The sequence below is a fragment of the Mycobacterium sp. NGS18 genome (assembly GCF_059813185.1).
Genome location: NZ_JCALEC010000008.1, coordinates 23,719 through 44,784, shown reverse-complemented (window position 1 = coordinate 44,784; position 21,066 = coordinate 23,719). Strand labels below are relative to the sequence as shown.

Here is a 21,066-nt window from a genome sequence, read left to right as displayed (position 1 = left end):
GATCAGCGGCGTCGCGACCGCAGGTAATCGCCGACCACCGCGGCGCCCAGGCCGTCGAGTTCGGGCACCACGACCCGACCCGCAACGCGGCGCGCCACCTGGTCGATGAACCGGGCCAGCCCGGGGTCGTCGCCGAGCCGGAAGATCGTCACCTGCGCACCGAGCCGGGCCACGTCGTCGAAGCCCTTGACGGTGTGGGCGATGGTCCGCGGGTGCGGCGGGTAATCGAAGAACACCGAGGGGCCCCGGGCGCCGCTGGCGTCGAAATCCTCCAGATGCGCGGTCGGTTCCCCGTCGGTGACCACCAGTACCACCGGCTGGGCGTTGGGATGCCGGCGCAGGTGCCGGCCGGCCAGGGCCAGTGCGTGATGCAGGTTGGTGCCCTGCTCGTAAACGCCTTCCAGACCGGTCAGCTCGGCGGCCGTTACCGTGCGGGCGTAGCGGCCAAAGGCGATGATCTCCAACGCATCCGAACGGAACCGGGTGCTGACCAGGTGGTTCAACGCCAGCGCGGTGCGCTTCATCGGCAGCCAGCGGTTGTCCATCACCATCGAGAACGAGGTATCCACCAACAGTGCGACCGCCGACTGGGTGCGGGTCTCGGTCTCGGACACCTCGACGTCGTCGACGCTGATCGACAGCCGACCGGTGGCTGAACCGCCGGGTTGGGCGACCTGCCGCAGCACCGCGTTGGTCAGGGTGCGGGTGACGTTCCATGGCTCGGTGTCGCCGAACTGCCAGGGCCGGGTCGCCCCGGTCAGCTCGCCGGCCGCCCCGGCCCGGCGGTGGTCGCGTTCGCCGCGGCGCCCCGAGAGTTGGCGCGCCACATCGCGCAGCGCCGTCTCGCCGAGCCGCCGCATCGCCTTGGGCGAGAGCCGCCACTGCCCGTCGGAACTGCGGTCCAGAAACCCCTGGTTGAGCAGCGCGCGTTCCAGCTCGGCCAGGGTCTTCGCGTCGATGGCGGCCTGGTCGCCGAGCTGGCGGGCCAGCGCGTCCAGGTCGACGTCGTCCATGCTGGCGCCGGGGTAGGCCTGCGACAGCTGCTCGGCCAGCTGCTCGAGTTCGGCGATGTCACTCAAGGCCTGGGCGCCTTCGCCCATGCCGAGCGGGTTGTTGCCGGAGAACTCCGACGAGCCGGTCCAGTCCTCCCCCGGCCGGGCCGCCTGCAGGTGCGCGTCCAGGCGGCCCAGCGCCTGTTGCAGCGCGGGCGAGCCGAATGCCTGCTCCGCCAACGCATCCAGCTCGGCGCGCTGTTCGGCGCTCAAGCTGTTGCGGAAGCGCTGCGCAGCGGCGGCCCGCTTGGCCAGCGAGTCGAGCAACTCCTCGACGTTTTGCGGGTTCTCCGGGAAGAACTCGCCGTGGGAGTCCATGAAGTCTTGAAAGTCCTGCTCGGTGTCCTCACCGCGAGAATGCTTGTCCAGCAGATCGTTGAGGTCGTCGAGCATGTCGCTGACCCGTTGCCGGTCTTCGTCGGTGGCGCCCTCCAGCGCCTGCTTCATGCCGGCGAAGCGCTGGTCGAGCATCTCGCGGCCGAGCAGGTCCTTGATCTTCTCGTAGGACTCCCGGGCTTCGGCGCTGCGCCAGTTGTAGTCGGCCAGCTCCTGCACCGCCTTGGCCGGCGACGGCGACAATCCCTCGATCTGCATCTCGGCGAACCGGGCGTCGTCGTCGAGCGCGCGGGCCAACTCTTTGCGTTCGGCCAGCACCGCCTCGTCGAGCAGCTTCTTGACCTCGGCCAGCGTGCCGTCCAAATTGTTGCGGCGCAACAGTTCCCGGCGGCGTCGCTGCGCCTCGGCGGCCAGCCGGTCCGCGCCGGTCATGGTCTTGGTGCCGCGGCGCAGCAACTCCTGCAGGGCTCGTCGCGGTGACGTCCCCTCCATCACGTCGCGGCCGATCTCCTCCAGCGCCTCGGCCAGGTCGACCGGCGGCGCCAACGGATCCGGCCCACCGGTGTAGGCCGAATACCGCGAGCCGTGACTTCTAGCCATAGACGGTCTCGCCGTCGTCGGAGGTCTTGTCGATGCGTTTGGCCAAATACAATGCCTCCAAGGCCAATTCGAGCGCCGCAGCGCGCTCGCCCTCGGACTCCGCACCCAGGCGCTGCGCGACGGCGTCGATGACCGGCAGATCCGGCAGCGCCGCCAGCACCGCTTTGGCCGACACCCGCTCCCCGGTCGTCACCGCCGCACCCTGCTCAACCGCCGACACCAGCGGCCCGACGTCGATCCCGCCCAGCACCCGCGATGCGGTGTCGGCGGTGGCCCGCCGCAGCAGGTGTTCCAGCACCGCCTGTTCACGGCCCTCTTCGCCGGATTCGAACTCCAGCTTGCCGCGCAGCACGTCGACGATGGTGCCCAGATCGACCACCCGGGCCACCGGATCGGTCTCGCCCAGCACCGCGCCGCGGTGCCGAGCCGACGCCGCCACCGTCTCCGCGGCCGCGATCGCGAACCGCGCCGAGACACCGGAGCGCTGATCCACCGACCGCGACTCGCGCAGGTAGCGAGCGAACCGGGCCAGCACCCCCAGCAGGTAGTCGGGCACCTGCGCACTCAGGTGGGCCTCCTGGGCGATCACGGCGACCTCCGCGTCGAGTTCCAGCGGATAGTGGGTGCGGATCTCCGCGCCGAACCGATCCTTGAGCGGGGTGATGATGCGGCCGCGGTTGGTGTAGTCCTCCGGGTTGGCGCTGGCCACCACCAGCACGTCCAGCGGCAGCCGCAGCGTGTAACCGCGCACCTGGATGTCGCGCTCCTCCATCACGTTGAGCATCGCCACCTGGATACGCTCGGCCAGGTCGGGCAGTTCATTGACGGCGACGACGCCGCGGTGCGCGCGCGGGACCAGTCCGTAGGCGATGGTCTCGGGGTCGCCCAGGCTGCGGCCCTCGGCGACCTTGATCGGGTCGATGTCGCCGACCAGGTCGGCGACGCTGGTGTCGGGGGTGGCGAGTTTCTCGGTGTAGCGCTCGCTGCGGTGCCGCCAGGCCACCGGCAGGCTGTCGCCGAGCTCGGCGGCCCGCCGAATCGACTCAGGAGTGATCGGCGAATAGGGGTGCTCGCCGAGCTCGGCGCCGGCGATCACCGGCGTCCACTCGTCGAGCAGCCCGGTCAGCGCCCGCAGCAGCCGGGTCTTGCCCTGGCCGCGCTCGCCGAGCAGCACGATGTCGTGGCCGGCGATCAGCGCCCGCTCCAGCTGCGGTATCACGGTGTCCTCGAAACCGAAGATGCCGGGCCACAGGGTGGCAGGGTCATCACCGTCGGCGAGGCGGGCCAGCAGGTTCTCGGCGATCTCCTGCTTGACCCCCCGTTCCCGGTGGCCGGCGGCTCGCAGCTCGCCGAGGGTGGTGGGCAGATCGTGCGGGGTGTTCAGCGCGGTCACCACTCCAAACTACGACGGGCACGGTAGTCCGTCACGGCGTCCCACTTCATCCGACCGGTAGATACCCGATACCCTGGGTACCGTGAACTCACCGGAATGGCGCGATCGACCGGCGCAGACGTATTTCGGTCCGGCCTCCTGGCAGGCTCGGCTGCTGGCGGCGGGCGCGGCGATCTTCCTGCGCACCTCGATCGCCGTGCTGACGATCATCGGCATGATCGTCAACCGGGTCTGGCCCGCGGGACTGCAGCGGGCGCGCCTGGACCTCATCGACCTGCCGATGCGCTACATCCGGGCGCTGCCGGACACCGAGGTGACGAAAGAGCGGCTGACCGACTGTCCGGCGGAATGGGTGGTAGCCCCCGCCGCCCGCGACTCCGACCGGGTGATCGTCTACTTCCACGGTTCCGCGCTGGTGACGCTGGGACTCAATTCGCATCGCCGCTTTGCCAGCAAGCTGTCGGAGGTCACCGGCGCGAAGGTGTTCAACGTCGGATACCGCTTGGCGCCGCTGGCCGGCGTCGACGAGGCCATCGCCGACGGCCTGTGCGCCTATCGGCATGTGCTGGACGCCGGATTCACCGCCGATCGCATTGTGATGGCGGGAGATTCGGCCGGCGGGCTGATGGCGGTGAACACCGCGCTGACCGCGCGCGACGCGGGGCTGCCGGCGCCGGCCGGTCAGGTGTTGATGTCGGCGCTGACGTCGTCGGATATGGAGATCAAACGCCAGGCCGCGCGTTCCCACCGCGATCCGTTCTTCCCTTTCATGGCGTTCATGTTCATCTACCGGGTGTTCGCCACCGTGAACGGCACCCGCGAGCTGCCGGTGATGCCCCCCGAAGCCGAGCTGCGCGGCCTGGGGCCGTTCCTGCTGCAGGTCGCCAACAACGAGATGCTGCGCAACGACACCTTCGTGCTGGCCGACAAGCTCACCGCCGCCGGGGTGCCGAACTGGGTTCAGGTCTGGGACCGCGCCTTACACATGTTCCAGCTGACCTTCGACTTCAACCCGGACGCGCGCCGTGCGGTTGCCGAGATCGCGCACTTCGTCGACTATGTGACGCCTGCTACGCCGCCGAGCGTCGACTCCAAGCGCTCAGATACGGCCATCTAGCAGCGTCAGCAGCAGCGGAATCCGATTCGCCTCGATCTCCGGCTGCGGCAGCACGGCGCGCACGATCGCGGCGCCGTAGAAGGTGTCGGTGAGTAGCGCCACCAGGTTCGGAAAGAGTTCCGGCGGAAACGCTTCCGCCCCGGGCAGTACCTGCGCGGCCTCGCAGATCTTGGCACTGTATTCGGCCAGGACATCGGACAGCGTGGCCCGCAGTTTGTCGTCGGTGCGTGCGGCGATCAGCAGTTCGTAGACCACCGCGCTGGAGGAGTTGGCGGTCAGGTCGCGCAGCACCGTCAGCACCGCTTCCAGCGCCGGCACCTCCGCCGGTATCTCGGCGACCTGCTTGCCGAATCGCTCCAGCTGACGGCGCAGGACTTCCTGCGCGGTGGCGGCCATGAAATCGCCCATGGTCTCGAAGTGGCGGAACAACGCTCCGTCGGAGACGTTCGCCCGCTTGGCGATCACCTTGGCCGAGGCCCGCGCGTAGCCGATCTCGGCGATGGTGGCGATGCTGGCGTCGAGTAGCGCGGCGACCGTGGCCGCACGGCGTTCCTGCTGGGTTCGCGCCATGATCAGACCCGTTGCAGCGCACGGGATCCGGCGCGCAGGAAGCGCCCGGACTTCGCCGTCGCGCCGTAGCCGTCGCGGAACTGCCCGTTGCGGAACACCACCGTGCCGCCCACCCCGGTCGCCACCACCGCGTCGTCGTTGCGGTTGACCATCCGGGAAAGCCCGCCGTAGAACGGCACCTTCTCCTCGTGGTAGCCGTCCACGGCGTCGGTCAGACCGGCCGGGTCGATCACCACGAAGTCCGCCCGGTCGCCTCGGCGCAGCGTGCCGGCGTCGAAACCGAACCAGTCGGCCACTTCGGAGGTCAGCCGGTAGACCGCCCGTTCGATGCTCATGAATGGCCGCCCGGCCGCCTCGGCGTCGCGGACGCGCTTGAGCAGGCGCAGCGAGAAGTTGTAGAAGGCCATGTTGCGCAGGTGCGCTCCGGCGTCGGAGAACCCCATATGGATCACCGGTTCGTTAGCCAACTTGTCCAGCTGCTTGGGCCGGTGGTTGGCGACGATCGTGGTCCAGCGCACGTTGCGTTCGCCGTTGTCCACCAACACATCCAGGAAGGCGTCCAGCGGGTGCAGTCCGCGCTCCTCGGCGATCTGCCCGAAGCTCTTGCCGACCAGGCCGGCATCCGGGCATTCGACGATCACCGCGTCATGGAAGTCGCGGTTCCACAAGGACGGACCCAGCTTCTTGCGGTCGAAGGACTTGCGGAACCGGCGGCGGTATTCGGTGTCGGCCAGCAGCGCGTTGCGCTCCAGCTGATCCCGCAGGTGCAGGGCGGCGGTGCCGGCACCGAACTCTTCGAACACCGGCAGATCGATTCCATCGGAATACAATTCGAACGGAACCGGCAGGTGCTGGAACCGCACGCTGGAACCGAGCACGGCGTTGAGCAGCCGAGCACCGGGACCGAAGACCCGGACCGCGCCGGGCGCCGACTTGGCGTCCGCAGAGACCAGCAGGCTCATCCGAACCCCGCGCCGACGGCCGAACATGCCGCTGCTGGTCAGGAAGAAGTTCAGGGCCGTCAACGGGTTTCGGACGTCGGGCGCGCTCTGCAGCATCCGGCCGCGCTTTCGCAGCACCTTGATCAACCGCCGGCGCTCCCGCCAGGTGGCGAACGTCGACGGCAGCGCCCGGGACCGGAACCTGTCGCCGTCGAGCTTGTCGATAGGGGCGTCCATTCCGGACATGCCCAACAGCCCGGCGTCGAGACCCTCGTCGAGCAGCGCCGCCATCTTCTCCAGTTCGGCGTCGGTCGGGACGACGCCGTCGGTGGTGGCGCGGTCCAACCCGAGCACCGCGGTTCGCAGGTCCGAATGGCCAAGCATGGAGCCGATATTGGGCCCCAACGGCAGCTCGTCGAGGGCGCGTACGTATTCGGCCGGGGTGGACCAGGTCTTCTTGGACTGCAACGCTTCCAGGACGAACTTGCGCGGCACCGCCTCCACCCGACTGAACAGGTCGGCGGCGTCCTCGGACTCGGCGTACACCGTCGACAGCGAACAGTTGCCCAGCAGCACCGTGGTGACGCCGTGGCGCACCGATTCCCGCAGGCCCGGGTCCAGTAGCACCTCGGCGTCGTAGTGGGTGTGCACGTCGATGAAGCCCGGGACCACCCATTTGCCGGCGGCATCGATCACGTCCGGGCAATCCGTGTCGTCCAACTCCCCCGAGGAGATGTCGGCGACGACGCCGTCGCGGACGCCCAGGGTGCGGACCTGCGGCGCGCTGCCCAGTCCGTCGAACCACAGGCCGTTGCGGATGATCAGGTCGTAGGCCACGCGCACTCCTCACTCAGACGGTGAGTTAGATAGTGAGCGCCTGCAATCTTTTTGTCAACGGGTCTAGTGCGCGAAGTGCCGCGCCCCGGTCAAGTACAGCGTGATCCCGGCCTCGGCGGCCGCCGCCGTCACTTCGTCGTCGCGCACCGAACCGCCGGGGTGCACAATCGCCTTCACCCCAGCCGCGGTCAGGGTCTGCAGCCCGTCGGGGAACGGGAAGAACGCATCCGAGGCCGCCACCGCGCCGGCCACCCGTTCACCGCCGCGCTCGACCGCCAGCCGGGCCGCATCAACCCGGTTGACCTGGCCCATGCCCACGCCGATGGTGGCGCCGTCGGCCGCCACGACGATCGCGTTCGACTTGACCGCGCGGCAGGCCCGCCAGGCGAAGGCCAGGTCGGCCAGCGTGGCGGGATCGGCCGCCGACCCGGTGGCCAGCGTCCAGTTCGCCGGGTCGTCGCCCGCCGCGTCGAGGCCGTCGCGGCTCTGCATCAGCAGCCCGCCGCTGACCTGGCGCCACTCGGTGCCCCCGCGCAGCGGCTCGGAGGCCACCAGCACCCGGATGTTCTTCTTGCGGGCCAGGATCTCGACGGCACCGGGCTCGTAGGCCGGCGCGACGATGACCTCGGTGAAGATCGTGCTGACGAACTCCGCCATCTCGACGCTGACCTCGGTGTTCGCCGCGATCACCCCGCCGAAGGCGCTCAGCGGATCGCACTCGTGGGCCTTGCGGTGGGCATCGGCAACCGAGGTCGACGAGACCGCGATGCCGCAAGGGTTGGCGTGCTTGATGATCGCCACGCAGATGTCTTCGTGGTCGAAGGCCGCCCGCCAGGCAGCATCGGCGTCGGTGAAGTTGTTGTAGGACATCTCTTTTCCGTGCAGCTGGTCGGCCTGAGCCAAGCCCGGCCAGGCGGCAGCGTCACAGTAGAGGGCGGCCTGCTGGTGCGGGTTCTCGCCGTATCGCAGCTGCGCCGCCCGGCGGTAGGTGCGACCGACCCACTCCGGCATCGCCTGACGCGGCTCTCCAGCCCGTTCGAAGGGCGCCAGCGTCGACGACATCCACCCGGCGACTGCCACGTCGTATTCGGCGGTGTGCCGGAATGCCAGTGCCGCCAGCCGTTTCCGCTCATCGAGGGTGAACCCGCCGGCGTTGACCGCGGCCAGCACGCCCTCGTAGCCGAGCGGGTCGACCACCACGGCGACGCTGGGATGGTTCTTGGCGGCCGCCCGGATCATCGACGGCCCACCGATGTCGATCTGCTCGACGCACTCATCGATGCCGGCACCGGAGTCCACCGTCTCGCTGAACGGGTACAGGTTGACCACCACCAGCTCGAACGGAGCGATGTCCAGTTCGCCCAACGCCGCGGCATGCTCGGATTTACGCAGATCTGCCAGTAGCCCGGCGTGCACCCGCGGGTGCAACGTTTTGACCCGGCCGTCGAGCACCTCCGGAAAGCCGGTCACCTGCTCCACCGGTGTCACCGGAATACCTTTGGCAGCAATCGATTTCGCCGTAGACCCGGTGGAGACGATATCCACGCCGGCGGCATGCAGGCCGGTGGCCAGATCGATCAGGCCGGTCTTGTCGTAGACGCTGATCAACGCCCGCCGAATCGGTCGCTTGCCGTCGGTCATCCTATGGTTGCCTTTCGTCCGGTCCAGGTCACGCCGCCGGTCGCCAGCGCGGCCAGCACGTCCACCAGGAGCTTGCGCTCCACTGTCTTGATGCGTTCGTGCAGGGTGTCTTCGTCGTCGTCGTCGAGCACGGCGACCGGTTCCTGGGCCAGCACCGGGCCGGTGTCGGTTCCGGCGTCGACCAGGTGCACGGTGCAGCCGGTGACCTTCACTCCGTAGGCCAGCGCCTCGGGTACGGCGTGCGCTCCCGGGAAGGCGGGCAGCAGCGCCGGGTGGGTGTTGACGGTGCGGCCCAGAAACCGGGTGAGAAACTCCGACCCCAGGATTTTCATGAACCCCGCCGAGACCACCAGATCAGGGTTGTGGGCCGCGGTGGCCTCGGTCAGCGCCAAATCCCAGGCCGCCCGGTTCGGGTAGTCAGCCAGCGGCACGGTGAACACCGGCAGGTCTGCTGAAGCGGCGACCTGGACCGCCCGACAGTCCCGATCGGTACCGACGGCCACCACTCGCGCGGGGTAGTCGCCCACCGCCGCGGCCAGCAGCGACTCGAGCAATGATCCGGTCCCCGACGCCAGCACCACCAGCCGGGCCGGGACGCGGGGGGCCACGTGGATCGGTTGCACGAAGCAAGAGCCTACCGCCCGGAACGGCCGGGCTATCCGGCCTGTTGCTGCGCTTCTTCCCGGGTGATTCGCAGTGCTGCGGCCACGCCGTCTGTCCAGATTTCAACCTTGTCCCAGATCACGTCGGGGTGGCCGACCGGATGGATGCCCCGGCTGATCTTCTCCACTCGATCACACGCCAGATTCTGGAAGTCGCGATCGTCCAGCTCCGGGAACTCGTCGTATTCGGTGCAGAGTTCGGCGTCTGCCAACCGCTGATACAACGCCTCGGTCAGCGGGGTCGACAACCCGATCGACGTTGTCTGCCCGTCCATCTGGAGCCCGGCCTGCACGCCGTCGAGCCAGATCATCGCCACGATGTCGAGGATCGGCTCGTGTCCGGGTGGCAGGACCAGCTTCGTGAGCTTTTCGGCGCGCATGCCGGCCAGCCGGTGCAAGCTTCCGACCCCGGGCTTGGCGGCGTCGGTGCTGACGAGGTGGGTCATGCCTTTATGCGACCAGGACGGCGGCCCGAATATAAGGGACGGAAGTCCTTGATTTGCATCCGCGCGCGGGGCGCTACCCGGGCCGGTCAAACCCGTCGTCGTCGGTGAACATCAGGTCTTCGGGGTCTTCCAGCGGTCCGGGCGGCTGGGTTGGAGCGTGCGACTCGAACACCCGCGGCTCGGACACCCGCGGCGGCTCGGGTTCGGGCGTCCAGCTCAGCTCGCCGCCCTCGATGACCTCTCCGGGTTCGAAAAGTTCGTCGGGCTCGAAGAGCTGGCCGGGTTCTTGCGGATCGACCACCTCGGCCTGCGCCGGGACCGGTTCGGGCTCCGGTTCGGGCTGCGGTTCGGGCTGCCTGGGCGCCGCGGGCGGCAACATCGGCCGCGTCCTGACCGCTCCGCGCCCGACACCGCCGATCATCACGACCGTCAGCGCACCGATGGCGGCGAACCAGCAGAACACCGCGGGGCCGAAGGTGAGCTGATCCACCCCGACGTCACCGAAGTTGCCCAGCCGCCCACCGCCGGCGAAACCCAATAGGGCCATCGTCAGTGCCGCGATGAACGCCGCGGTCAGCACCTTGGCCAGTGCGGGAAACAGGGGCAGTGGGCGGCGCGCGCACTGCTGGCCGACGGCCACGCCCGACGCGGCGCCGATGATCAGCAGGGCCACCCACGCCGGGCCCAGGGGCGGAGTGGGCGCCGCGGCCAGGACGGGCAGCGCCGGGATGTCGCCGCCCAGCACGGTGAACGCGCTGAACAGCGCCGGGCCGATCTGTGCGCTCGATCCGACCGCTATCGCGGTCGCGCCGACGAGCACGTTGGGCACGTACAGCACCGCCAGCAGGGTGAGGCTGAGCTGGCCGAACAGCGAATCGGTGATCGCGTACAGCTCGTGCATGGTTCCCCAGTGCAGGACCAGCGAGGCCGTCGTCACCGCGCCGGCCAGCCCGAACAGGGCCAGCATGCCGGTGACCGCGGCCCGCAGCGAGTCGCCCAGCCAGCCCGGCAGCGGCGTCTCGGCCAGCACCCGCGGGCCCATCCGCCAGCCCACGCCGATCGCCGCGCCGATCGCATGCACCACCAGTACGTGCGCGAAGGCGCTCAGGGCGTGCGGGGTCTGCAGCTCGGTGATCACCGACGCCGCGTCATGGATGATCGCCAGCGAGACCGCCGCGATCAGCAGCGGGCCGCCCAGCGCCGACGCCACGATCCAGCGGACGACGAACCAGGAGGTGCCCGCCGAAGTGGCCTGGGCGGTGGTGCGCGCGGTTCCGGCGACCATCAACAGCACCGGAAGCAGCGGCAGCACGCCCAGCTCCCGGCCGTCGATCGAGATCGGCACCTGGTGCACGCCCAGCCACATGCTGGCGATGGCGCCCGAAGCCCCGGTCATGTCGCTGTTGGCGATCAGCAACTGCAGCAGCGTCACCGCTGCGATGACGGTCAACGCCACGACGGACGGGCCGAATGCGACCCGAACCAGGTCACGAGTCGGATTCGAACCTGGTCTACCGCCGGACACCGGTGTCACGCTGCGAGCACGTTCAACTCGGCGCGCGGGCGCGGGTTAGGTCTGCGCCGGTCCCGACGGGGCGGAGCCGCCCTGCGACTGCTGGCCGCCGGTCGAGCTCTGGCCCTGACCGGATCCGGAATCGCCCTGGCCACCCGTCGAGGAACTGCCCGAACCGCCGGTCTGCGGCTGCCCGAAGCTGGGGAATCCGGTCGGCGGCGTGGGCGGGCCCTGCGGCGCCGACTGTGCCTGCTGCGCACCGGAGTTGAATCCGCCGGTCGACGGCCCCGACTGGGCGCCGTAACCTCCGCCGGACGGGTAGCCGCCGTAGGAGGGATATCCCGACTGCTGCTGGCCCTGATGCCCGTACCCCTGCTGGCCCGGCTGACCGTAGTAGTTGCCGCCCGGCGGCAGCCCGTACTGCGCGTACGGGTCGTATTTGGGGCGCGGGGCCGGCGCGGTGACGACTCCGGCCTCCAGCAGCAGCGTCCCGACCGCGGCGGCGGCCTGCAGGATGCTGAAGGTCAGCACCAGCCACAGGCCCCAGCCGATCGTGTAACTGCCGCCGGAGTCGGCGATGGTCGCGATCGCCAGCAGCGCCCCCAGCGAGGCGATCACCGCGACCACCGCGGTGTAGACCTTGGCCTTGGGCAGCAGTCCCGCCCCGGCCAGCAGCGCCGCCAGCAGGGCCAGCGGAACCGTGTGGCCGGCGTCGCCGAGGATCAGCGGGTACTCGCCGTCGGTGACGGTCACGATCGGGCCGAAGTTGGCCAGGTAGACACCGAAGCCCAGCACCACGACGGCGATCTGCAGGTACAGCGGCAGCTTGCTCTCGACGTCACTGCTGCCGGACTTGGCGAATGAGGGGCCAGAAGGTCCGTAGGAGCCTGGCGGTTGGGAAGGCGGGTAGCCGGGGTTGCCGGGCGAGTAGGTCATGACCTCTCCTGTGCATTGGGGGCAGGTGCGGCGCGGTTCGATCATCCACGCTAGCGCACTGGCGGCTGGACCCGGTGGGTCAATGCCGCGCACGAAAGGACCCCACCGTTTGCCCACCTAACAAGAACACGTTCTAATCACCGATATGGATTACGGGCTTGTGTTGTTCACCAGTGACCGTGGTATTGCTCCGGCGGCCGCGGCCAAACTTGCTGATGATCATGGCTTTACCACCTTCTATGTGCCCGAGCACACCCACATTCCGGTGAAGCGGCAGGCCGCGCATCCCACGACCGGGGATGAGTCGCTGCCCGATGACCGGTACATGCGCACGCTGGATCCGTGGGTGAGCCTGGGGGCCGCCTCTGCGGTGACCTCGCGGGTGCGGTTGTCCACCGCGGTGGCGTTGCCGGTCGAGCACGATCCGATCACGCTGGCTAAATCGATCGCCACCCTTGATCACCTCTCCGGCGGACGGGTCAGCGTGGGCGTCGGGTTCGGCTGGAACACCGATGAGCTGGCCGATCACGGGGTGCCGCCGGGGCGGCGACGCACCATGCTGCGCGAGTACCTGGAGGCGATGCGCGCGCTGTGGACCCAGGAGGAAGCCTCCTTTGAGGGCGAGTTCGTCAACTTCGGGCCGAGCTGGGCCTGGCCCAAGCCGGTGCAGTCCCACGTTCCGGTGCTGGTGGGTGCGGCCGGCACCGAGAAGAACTTCAAGTGGATCGCCCGCAGTGCTGATGGCTGGATCACCACGCCGCGCGACTTCGACATCGACGCACCGGTCAAGCTGCTGCAGGACACCTGGGCGGCCGCCGGTCGCGACGGGGCACCGCAGATCGTGGCACTGGACTTCAAGCCGGTACCCGAGAAGCTGGCGCACTGGGCCGAGCTCGGGGTCACCGAGACGCTGTTCGGCCTGCCCGACAAGCCCGAAGCCGAAGTCGCCGCCTACGTCGAACGCCTGGCCGGCAAGTTGGGGATCTCCTGACCTGGCGCGAGCAGACGCGAAAGCCCCCTTTTTCGCACCGGAAAAGGGGGCTTTCGCGTCTGCTCGGCGGAAGAAATCAGCGCAACGAGCAGCGGTTGCCGTAGTCCAAGGCGCGCACCGTGATCGGCGCCCCCAGCGGCTCACCGTCGGACAACAGCGCCACCAGGTCGCCGTCCTCAGTGGTCGCCAGGAAGCGGCTGCCGTCGGCGTCGAGCCGGCCGATGATGATCCCGGTCCGGGTCTCCCAGTCGTAGCGGACGCTGTAGGTCTCGATCGTCGCCGCGCCCTCGGCATGCTCGGTGACGGCTTCGCCTGCGCTGCCGTCGATCTGGGCCTGAAGTTCGGCGCTGCGATCCGGCGTCCACGGGGCCGGGGCGGTCGAGTACACGCCGACCGAATACTTGCTCATCATGCCGCCGTTGGCGCCGACCAACGCGAATTGCCCTGGGGCACTGCGGGCTGCGGCAACAGCCTCGGCGATGGCATGCATCGAGTAGTTGTTGCCGGCGCCGCCGAAGAACGGCAACCCGCCGGTCAGGGTCAGGCCGCGCGGGTCGTCGGCGGCCAAGCCGAAGGCGTCGCAGATGGTGAACACCGGCACCGGGAAGCAGCTGTAGAGATCCATTGCCGCGACGTCGTCGAAGCCGATCCCGGCCATCGCCAGCGCTTCGGTGGTCGCGGCCACGGCGGCGGGATAGGCGCTCAAGTCGGCGCGTTCCAGCAGGCGCTGGGAACGCATGTCGGCGTGGCCGTGCAAATACACCCAGCGGTCTTCGGGCACGCCCAGGCGCCGGGCGGCCTCCACCGACATCAATAACGCTGCGGCACCCTGGTTGACCTGGTCGCGCGCCACCAGCAGCCGCGGGTAGGGGTCGCAGATCATCCGGTTGGTGTCGCTGATCGTGGTCAGCTCATCGACCGAGCGTTCCACCGGCGAGGCCGAGAACGGGTTCTTCGCGGCGACCTTGGACATCGGGGCGAACAGTTCGCCCATGTCCTGCAGATAGTCGGCGGTGCTGCGGCCAAGCCGGGCGCGCCGGGCGTTCTCCAGCAGGCCGTACTGCACCGGCGCACCGGTGAGCCCGTGGATGACGGTGTAGTGCTCGACGAACTCGTCCAAGCCGTAACCGCGGTCTTCGAGCTGGCCGTCGATGGTCTCGCTGAAATCCGGCTTGTCGTCGGATTTGGCGAAGTGACGCAGCGTCGAGGTGGCGTCGGATCCGCACAGCAGCACCACGTCGGCAGCGCCGGCCGCGATCTCGGCGGCGAACTCGCTGAGCAGCTTCTGCGGGCCTTGACCGCCCACCTTGTCCAGCACCGCCCGAGCCGGGTCCGCACCGATCAGGCGAGCCACCGAGCGCGGGAAGTTGTTCGACTTGCCCAGGGGCGCAGGAGCCTTCGGGATCGAGTTCTCGAACTGGCGGGTGGCCACCACCGCGTCGATAGCCGATACGACCTGCTGTCCGCCGCAGTCCTCCAAGGCTGCCTGCACGGCGGCGGCGGCCAGCTCCACCGGCGACATGGCGCGGTAGTCGGCGTCGTCGATGCGCTCGGCGGCCTGTCCGACTCCGACGACGACGGGCGTGCGGGGATCAATGCTCATGGTTTCACCTTCCTAAGGCGAGCAGACGCGAAAGCCCCCAATTTCAGGCTGAAATGGGGGCTTTCACGTCTGCTCGGCAGAAAACTGCTACAGGCTTTCCAGGATCTCCCGCGCCAGCGCGGCCGTCGCCGACGGGGTCTTGCCCACCTTCACACCGGCGGCCTCCAGGGCCTCCTGCTTGGCGGCCGCGGTGCCCGACGAACCGGACACGATCGCGCCGGCGTGACCCATGGTCTTGCCCTCCGGCGCGGTGAACCCAGCGACGTAGCCGACCACCGGCTTGGTGACGTTGGCCTTGATGTAGTCGGCGGCCCGCTCCTCGGCGTCGCCGCCGATCTCACCGATCATCACGATGACCTTGGTGGCGGGGTCCTTCTCGAACGCCTCGATGGCGTCGATGTGGGTGGTGCCGATCACCGGGTCGCCGCCGATGCCGATCGCGGTGGAGAACCCGAAGTCCCGCAGCTCGAACATCATCTGGTAGGTCAGCGTGCCGGACTTGGAGACCAGACCGATCGGGCCGGCACCGCTGATGGTGGCCGGGGTGATCCCGACCAGGCACTCGCCGGGGGTGATGATGCCCGGACAATTCGGCCCGATGATCCGGGTCTTGGCGCCCTTCTCCAGGTTGTAGGCCCACGCATACGCGCTGTCCTGCACCGGGATGCCCTCGGTGATGACCACCAGCAGCGGGATCTCGGCGTCGATGGCCTCAATCATCGCGTCCTTGGCGAACTTCGGCGGCACGAACGCGATCGACACGTCGGCACCGGTCTTCTCCATGGCCTCGGCCACGCCGCCGAACACCGGCAAGTCGACACCCTTGCCGTCCTTGTCTGTATGGGTGACTACAGTGCCGGCCTTGCGGGCGTTGACGCCGCCGACGATCTGAGTGCCGGCCCGCAGCATCCGGGCGGTGTGGATGGTGGCCTCACTGCCGGTGATGCCCTGGACGATGACCTTGCTGTCCTTGTTGACGAAGATCGACATGCTTAAGCGTCCTTTCCGGCGTGCGCGAGCTCGGCGGCCTTGTCGGCAGCCTCGTCCATGGTGGCGACGACGGTCACCAGCGGGTGGTTGGCCTCGGACAGGATCGCCCGGCCCTCCTCGACGTTGTTGCCGTCGAGACGCACCACCAGCGGCTTGGTCGCGGCGTCGCCGAGGATCTTCAGCGCCGACACGATGCCGTTGGCCACCGCGTCGCACGCGGTGATGCCGCCGAACACGTTGACGAACACACTCTTGACCTGCTTGTCGCCCAGGATGACGTCCAACCCGGCAGCCATCACCTCCGCGGAGGCGCCGCCGCCGATGTCGAGGAAGTTGGCCGGCTTCACGCCGCCGTGCTTCTCACCGGCGTAGGCGGTGACGTCCAGCGTGGACATGACCAGACCGGCACCGTTGCCGATGATGCCCACCTCGCCGTCGAGCTTGACGTAGTTGAGGTCGTGCTCTTTGGCCTTGATCTCCAGCGGGTCGGTGGCGTCCAAGTCGGCGAACTCGGCGTGGCCGGGCTGGCGGAACTCGGCGTTGCCGTCCAGGGTGACCTTGCCGTCCAGCGCCAGGATCTGGTCGTCGGGGGTGCGCACCAGCGGGTTGACCTCGACCAGGGTGGCGTCTTCGGCGACGAAGACCTCCCACAACTTCTGGATGGTCACCGCGGCGGCGTCGAGCACCTCGGCGGGCAGGTGGCCCTGTTCGGCGATCGAGCGGGCGAACGCCAGGTCGACACCCTTGACCGCGTCGACGGGCACCTTGGCCAGCCGCTCCGGCTTGGTAGCGGCGACCTCTTCGATCTCCATGCCGCCCTCGACCGAGCACATCGCCAGGTAGGTGCGGTTGGAGCGGTCCAGCAGGAAGGAGATGTAGTACTCCTCGGCGATGTCGCTCGCCTCGGCTACCAGCAGCTTCTTGACGATGTGGCCCTTGATGTCCAGGCCGAGAATGTTCTGCGCGTGGGTGAGCGCGTCTTCCGGGGTGGCGGCGTACTTGACGCCACCGGCCTTGCCGCGGCCGCCGGCCTTGACCTGGGCCTTGACCATGACCGGTCGGCCGATCTCGGTGGCGATGGCTTTGGCGTCCTCAGCCGAGGTGGTTACTCGGCCGGGAGTGGTCGGCACGTTGTGCTTGGCGAACAGCTCCTTCGCCTGATACTCGAAAAGATCCATGGGCTCACTGTCTTATTACGGGTAGCCGGCGGGCCGGCACTGTCGGATTCAGGAGGATTTAACTCCCGAGGCACTGTATCGACCCCGCGGCGAGGTTCCGCCCTCCCATACCACCGCTGTGGCACATCTCACCGCCGCTGAAACGTGATTCATTTCACATTAAGGAAGTGTTTCGGCCGATGGCTTGCCACTGCGGCGCATAACTAGTTACCGTCACCAGGTCCAGGTCTTTATAACGTTCTGATTACGACCAGAGGATCTTCCAGTCTGATGCGGCACGGATCACCCATGCGCCCGCTTCCCGGCGGGATCACCCCTCGCTATCGGAGCGGCGCAACGGCGGCCCCCAGCCCCGCCGAAGTCACCGACATCATCCCGTTCAACGAGTTCGGACAGCTCGACGACGCCGCGTTCAGCGACGCCGCCTTCGACGGTTCGAGCGACGTGCTGCTGGCGCCAGAGCTGGATGACATGACCGACACCGACAACATGCCGGTGCTGCAGCTGGCGTTCCCCCGCGGCGGTTACCCCGACGAGTACGTCTATCTCGCACCGCGCGAGGCAGCCGGCGTTCCGTCGCGCGGCGGAAAGCACCGCAGCCAGCCCACCAGCGCGGTCAAGAGCCGCGTGATGATCGCCGCGATGGCCGCCGGTGCGGCCGCTGCCGCCGCGCACGCCGCCACCCACCCGTCCGACGACACGGTGAATCGGCCGGCCGTGCTGGCCGCCAGCAAGACGATGCTCAACGACGGCACCACCACCACCTCCAGCCACGGCATGCAGATGATCACGGTCAAGGCCGCGGCCAATGTCGTCGTGCACAACGAGGAGCTGGCCAAGGGCATGGCGTTCGCCCAGGAGCGCGCCGAGCGCGAGGCCCGGCTGCAGCGTCCGCTGTTCGTCGCACCCACCCAGGGCGCGTTCACCTCGAACTTCGGCTACCGCTGGGGTGTGCTGCACGCCGGTATCGACATCGCCAACGCCATCGGCACCCCGATCCTGGCGGCGTCCGACGGCGTGGTGATCGAGTCCGGCGCCAGCGCGGGCTACGGCATGCTGGTCAAGCTGCGCCACTCCGACGGCACGGTGACCCTCTACGGGCACATCAACCGGTCGCTGGTCAGCGTCGGCGAGCGGGTGATGGCGGGCGACCAGATCGCCGAGATGGGCAACCGCGGCTACTCCACCGGCCCGCACCTGCACTTCGAGGTGCTGCAGAACGGCACCAGCCGGATCGACCCGACCTCCTGGCTCGCCAAGCGCGGGATCAATTTCGCTTAATCTGGATTGGTGACCGACCGCCACCAGCCGCCCACCGGCGCTAACCCTTTCGGAAACGATCCGGCCAGCGCCGCCAGCCGCATCATCCGCCGGGCCCCTACCGGCGCCATTCCGGTCGTCACCGGCGCGCAGCGGCTGCCGCCGGCGATGCGGCCCCACGAGGCACCACGGCCGGGTCACATCCCGTCGGCCGCTGTGCCGATCAGTGCCTGCGTGTTCGCCATCATCGGCTGCTGGGCCACCTCCGTGGTGTCTACCGACCTGATCGCCAGCTGGTGGCACACCGACCGCCTGTTCTGCGTCGCGGTCGCATTCTTGAGCCTGGTGTTCGCAGGGACGACGGTGACCGGGGTGATCATGCTGCTGCTGCGGCGCCCGGTCGGCCGGTACCTGATCGCGATCGGGGCGGTGGTGGCGCTGCTGACCTTCGGCAGCCTGTTCCTCGCCGGCGCCCGGGTGCCGGGCATCGTGCACACCATCCCGTTCATCCAGGCCGCAACCGTCGTGGCGGCACTGCACCCGGCGACCAAGCGCTGGCTCGGCCTCCTGTAGCCGTCGCCGCTAAAGCTTGGTCACCGGCGCGTGGTTGTGCATCAGCTTGACCCGCCCGGAGCTGCCGAAGTCGATCAGCGACATCGCCGACTCCCCCGCGCCGGAGACCTCCTCGACGCGGCCCAGGCCGTACTTGTCGTGCGAGACCCGGTCCCCGGGAGCCAGCACCAGCAGTGGCCGGTTGCCGGAGCGGCTCGGTGCCGGTCTGGGCGTCCCGAACCGGCCGGCCCCGCTGACCGGGGCGCTCGGTGACGCGGTGGCGTCGGTGCGCCGCCAATCGATGAGCTGCTGCGGAATCTCGCGCAGGAAGCGCGATTCCGGGTTCAACATGGGCTGGCCCCACGACGAGCGCACCTTGGCCCGGCTCACATAGAGCCGTTGCCGGGCCCGGGTCAGGCCGACGTAGGCCAGCCGGCGTTCCTCGGACAGCTCACGGGCATCCCCGAGCGACCGCATGTGCGGGAACATGCCGTCCTCCCAGCCGGTGACGAACACCACCGGGAACTCCAAGCCCTTGGCGGTGTGCAGCGTCATCAGCGTGACCATGCCCGAACCGTGTTCGGGGATCTCGTCGGTGTCGGCGATCAGCGAGACCCGCTCCAGGAAAGCCGCCAGCACCCCGACGTCGGGGATGTCCTCCTCCTCGGGCAGGTTGTCCTGTTCGGCGAGCGCGTTGGCCCGGTCGATGCTGAATTCATGAGCGACGCTGACGAGTTCGTTGATGTTGTCCAGCCGCGCCAGGTCCTGTGGGTCGGTGGAGGCCTCGAGTTCGCCGCGGTAGCCGGTGCGGTCCACCACCTGCTCGACCAGCCCGCCGAGGTCCTCGTCGCACGCGTTGAGGTGCGCCCGCAGTTCGTCGAGCATCGCGACGAATCCGGCGATCGCGTTCTGCGAGCGGGTATTGAGCATCGGCACCTGGCCGTCGGCAGCCGCGCGCAGCGCGGCGGCGAAACCGGTGCCGGTGTTCTCGGCGTGCACCGCTACGCACGCCTCGGCGCGATCCCCGATGCCGCGGCGCGGGGTGTTGAGGATGCGCCGCAGGCTCACCGCGTCGCCGGGGTTGTCCAGCACCCGCAGGTAGGCGATGACGTCGCGGATCTCTTTGCGCTCGTAAAAGCGAACGCCGCCAACGACTTTGTACAGAATCCCGGCACGGATGAACACCTCTTCGAGTGACCGGGAGGAGTTGTTGGTGCGGTAGAACACCGCGATGTCGCCGTAGTTCATCGTGCCCGCGTCGGTCAGGGCGTCGATCTCCTGCGCGACGAACCGCGCCTCGTCGTGTTCGTTGTCGGCGACATAGCCGACGATCAGCTCGCCGTCACCGGCGTCGGTCCACAGCCGCTTCTCCCGGCGCCCGGAGTTGTAGGCGATCACCGCATTGGCCGCCGACAGGATGTTCTGCGTGGAGCGGTAGTTCTGCTCCAGCAGCATCGTCGCCGCATCCGGGTAGTCGCGTTCGAAGTCTTCGATGTTGCGGATGGTGGCGCCGCGGAAGGCGTAGATCGACTGATCGGCGTCACCGACCACGCACAGTTCCGCCGGCGGCACGTCATCGTCGGCACCTCCGCCGTGTTCATGCGGCGGTCCCAGCTTCGCCTCTCCTCCGTCGAGGCTCGCTGAACCGCCGTGCCCCGCCAGCTCACGCACCAGCACGTACTGGGCGTGGTTGGTGTCCTGGTACTCGTCGACCAGGATGTGCCGGAACCGGCGGCGGTAGTGCTGGGCGATCTCCGGGAACGCCTGCAGGATGCCGACCGTCTCGCCGATCAGGTCGTCGAAATCCAGGGCGTTGGCCGAGCGCAGCCGGCGCTGATACTCGCCGTACACCGCGGCCACCACCCGGCTCAGGTCGTCGGAGTTCTCGGTCAGCTCGGCCAGCGCCCGTTCGGGGTCGATCAGTTCGTTCTTGAGATTGGAGATGGCGTTGGCCAGCAGCCGCGGCGAATGCCGTTTGACGTCGAGGCCCATGTCGCGGCCGATCATCAGCAGCAGCCGCCGCGAGTCGTCGGCGTCGTAGATCGAGAAGTTGGAGTTCAGCCCGGGAACCATCGAGGCCTGGTTGCGCAGGATCCGCACGCAGGTGGAGTGAAACGTCGACACCCACATCGCCCGCGCCCGCGGGCCGACGAGCCCCACCACCCGTTCCCGCATCTCGGCGGCGGCCTTGTTGGTGAAGGTGATCGCCAGCACCTGACCCACACCGACGTCGCGGGCGGCCAGCAGGTAGGCGATCCGCCGGGTGAGCACAGCCGTCTTGCCCGAGCCTGCCCCCGCCACGATCAGCAGCGGCGAGCCCTCGTGCAGCACGGCCTGACGCTGCTGCGGGTTGAGCCCGTCGAGCAGGTGATCGGTTTGCGGAGTCGCATGCACACTCATAACGCAACCCAACGTACCGCCGCACGCCGACACTCTTTGCGCTGGCAC

The 21,066-nt window shown here is 68.7% G+C and carries 17 protein-coding genes; 4 read left to right on the top strand and 13 right to left on the bottom strand.

What is annotated here, in order from left to right:
- Nucleotides 1-2: 2 nt before the first annotated feature.
- Both AC5Y31_RS15815 and AC5Y31_RS15810 read right to left on the bottom strand, forming a co-directional pair.
- Nucleotides 3-1,988 (bottom strand): vWA domain-containing protein, encoded by a 1,986-nt coding sequence (locus tag AC5Y31_RS15815; RefSeq protein ID WP_499981460.1) that lies wholly within the window; start codon nucleotides 1,986-1,988, stop codon nucleotides 3-5.
- Entirely contained in the window at nucleotides 1,981-3,372 is a 1,392-nt protein-coding gene (locus AC5Y31_RS15810; protein ID WP_065025878.1) for a sigma 54-interacting transcriptional regulator, read from the bottom strand. Before AC5Y31_RS15810 ends, AC5Y31_RS15815 begins: the two co-directional genes overlap by 8 nt.
- A 91-nt stretch (nucleotides 3,373-3,463) precedes the next feature.
- Here AC5Y31_RS15810 and AC5Y31_RS15805 point away from each other — a divergent pair, with 91 nt between their 5' ends.
- The gene (locus tag AC5Y31_RS15805) at nucleotides 3,464-4,498 is read left to right on the top strand and encodes an alpha/beta hydrolase (RefSeq protein WP_499981459.1); all 1,035 of its coding nucleotides are present in this window, start codon (nucleotides 3,464-3,466) and stop codon (nucleotides 4,496-4,498) included.
- Here AC5Y31_RS15805 and AC5Y31_RS15800 read toward each other — a convergent pair.
- The 7 genes from AC5Y31_RS15800 to AC5Y31_RS15770 all read right to left on the bottom strand — a co-directional run bounded on the left by AC5Y31_RS15800 (nucleotide 4,481) and on the right by AC5Y31_RS15770 (nucleotide 12,044).
- Nucleotides 4,481-5,068, bottom strand: coding sequence for a TetR/AcrR family transcriptional regulator (locus tag AC5Y31_RS15800; protein WP_065025831.1), 588 nt, complete (start codon nucleotides 5,066-5,068; stop codon nucleotides 4,481-4,483). The two genes, AC5Y31_RS15805 and AC5Y31_RS15800, sit on opposite strands and share 18 nt — an antisense overlap.
- 2 nt (nucleotides 5,069-5,070) lie before the next feature.
- Complete coding sequence (locus AC5Y31_RS15795) at nucleotides 5,071-6,846, bottom strand: N-acyl-D-amino-acid deacylase family protein (protein ID WP_499981457.1); 1,776 nt, start codon at nucleotides 6,844-6,846, stop codon at nucleotides 5,071-5,073.
- A gap of 63 nt (nucleotides 6,847-6,909) precedes the next feature.
- Nucleotides 6,910-8,487, bottom strand: a complete 1,578-nt coding sequence (gene purH, locus AC5Y31_RS15790) for a bifunctional phosphoribosylaminoimidazolecarboxamide formyltransferase/IMP cyclohydrolase (RefSeq protein WP_499981456.1) — start codon at nucleotides 8,485-8,487, stop codon at nucleotides 6,910-6,912.
- Complete coding sequence (gene purN / locus AC5Y31_RS15785) at nucleotides 8,484-9,110, bottom strand: phosphoribosylglycinamide formyltransferase (protein WP_065025834.1); 627 nt, start codon at nucleotides 9,108-9,110, stop codon at nucleotides 8,484-8,486. Before purN ends, purH begins: the two co-directional genes overlap by 4 nt.
- Before the next feature lie 32 nt (nucleotides 9,111-9,142).
- Entirely contained in the window at nucleotides 9,143-9,595 is a 453-nt protein-coding gene (locus AC5Y31_RS15780) for a hypothetical protein (RefSeq protein WP_065025835.1), read from the bottom strand.
- A 73-nt stretch (nucleotides 9,596-9,668) separates the two neighbouring features.
- Nucleotides 9,669-11,120: a cell division protein PerM gene (locus AC5Y31_RS15775; protein ID WP_499981638.1), complete on the bottom strand. Its 1,452-nt coding sequence runs from the start codon at nucleotides 11,118-11,120 to the stop codon at nucleotides 9,669-9,671.
- Between the two features lie 45 nt (nucleotides 11,121-11,165).
- A complete protein-coding gene (locus AC5Y31_RS15770) occupies nucleotides 11,166-12,044 on the bottom strand; it encodes a DUF5336 domain-containing protein (protein WP_499981454.1) in 879 nt (292 codons plus the stop codon).
- Between the two features lie 145 nt (nucleotides 12,045-12,189).
- Between AC5Y31_RS15770 and AC5Y31_RS15765 the strand changes: the two genes are divergently transcribed.
- Entirely contained in the window at nucleotides 12,190-13,035 is an 846-nt protein-coding gene (locus tag AC5Y31_RS15765) for an LLM class F420-dependent oxidoreductase (RefSeq protein WP_065025836.1), read from the top strand.
- Nucleotides 13,036-13,111: 76 nt separating this feature from the next.
- Here the strand turns inward: AC5Y31_RS15765 and AC5Y31_RS15760 are convergent, their stop codons facing one another.
- The 3 genes from AC5Y31_RS15760 to sucC form a co-directional block, all read right to left on the bottom strand.
- On the bottom strand, nucleotides 13,112-14,638 hold the full coding sequence (locus AC5Y31_RS15760; protein ID WP_499981452.1) for an acetyl-CoA acetyltransferase: 1,527 nt from the start codon (nucleotides 14,636-14,638) through the stop codon (nucleotides 13,112-13,114).
- Nucleotides 14,639-14,725: 87 nt separating this feature from the next.
- Nucleotides 14,726-15,628 (bottom strand): succinate--CoA ligase subunit alpha, encoded by a 903-nt coding sequence (gene sucD, locus AC5Y31_RS15755; protein WP_065025838.1) that lies wholly within the window; start codon nucleotides 15,626-15,628, stop codon nucleotides 14,726-14,728.
- 2 nt (nucleotides 15,629-15,630) lie between these two features.
- A complete protein-coding gene (gene sucC, locus AC5Y31_RS15750; RefSeq protein WP_065025839.1) occupies nucleotides 15,631-16,806 on the bottom strand; it encodes an ADP-forming succinate--CoA ligase subunit beta in 1,176 nt (391 codons plus the stop codon).
- 288 nt (nucleotides 16,807-17,094) lie between these two features.
- On the opposite strand from sucC, the gene AC5Y31_RS15745 reads away from it, so the two are divergent.
- Nucleotides 17,095-18,087 (top strand): M23 family metallopeptidase, encoded by a 993-nt coding sequence (locus tag AC5Y31_RS15745; RefSeq protein WP_499981449.1) that lies wholly within the window; start codon nucleotides 17,095-17,097, stop codon nucleotides 18,085-18,087.
- 9 nt (nucleotides 18,088-18,096) lie between these two features.
- On the top strand, nucleotides 18,097-18,639 hold the full coding sequence (locus AC5Y31_RS15740) for a hypothetical protein (RefSeq protein ID WP_065025841.1): 543 nt from the start codon (nucleotides 18,097-18,099) through the stop codon (nucleotides 18,637-18,639).
- 9 nt (nucleotides 18,640-18,648) lie between these two features.
- Here AC5Y31_RS15740 and AC5Y31_RS15735 read toward each other — a convergent pair whose 3' ends face one another.
- On the bottom strand, nucleotides 18,649-21,018 hold the full coding sequence (locus AC5Y31_RS15735; RefSeq protein ID WP_499981445.1) for a UvrD-helicase domain-containing protein: 2,370 nt from the start codon (nucleotides 21,016-21,018) through the stop codon (nucleotides 18,649-18,651).
- Nucleotides 21,019-21,066: the final 48 nt, after the last annotated feature.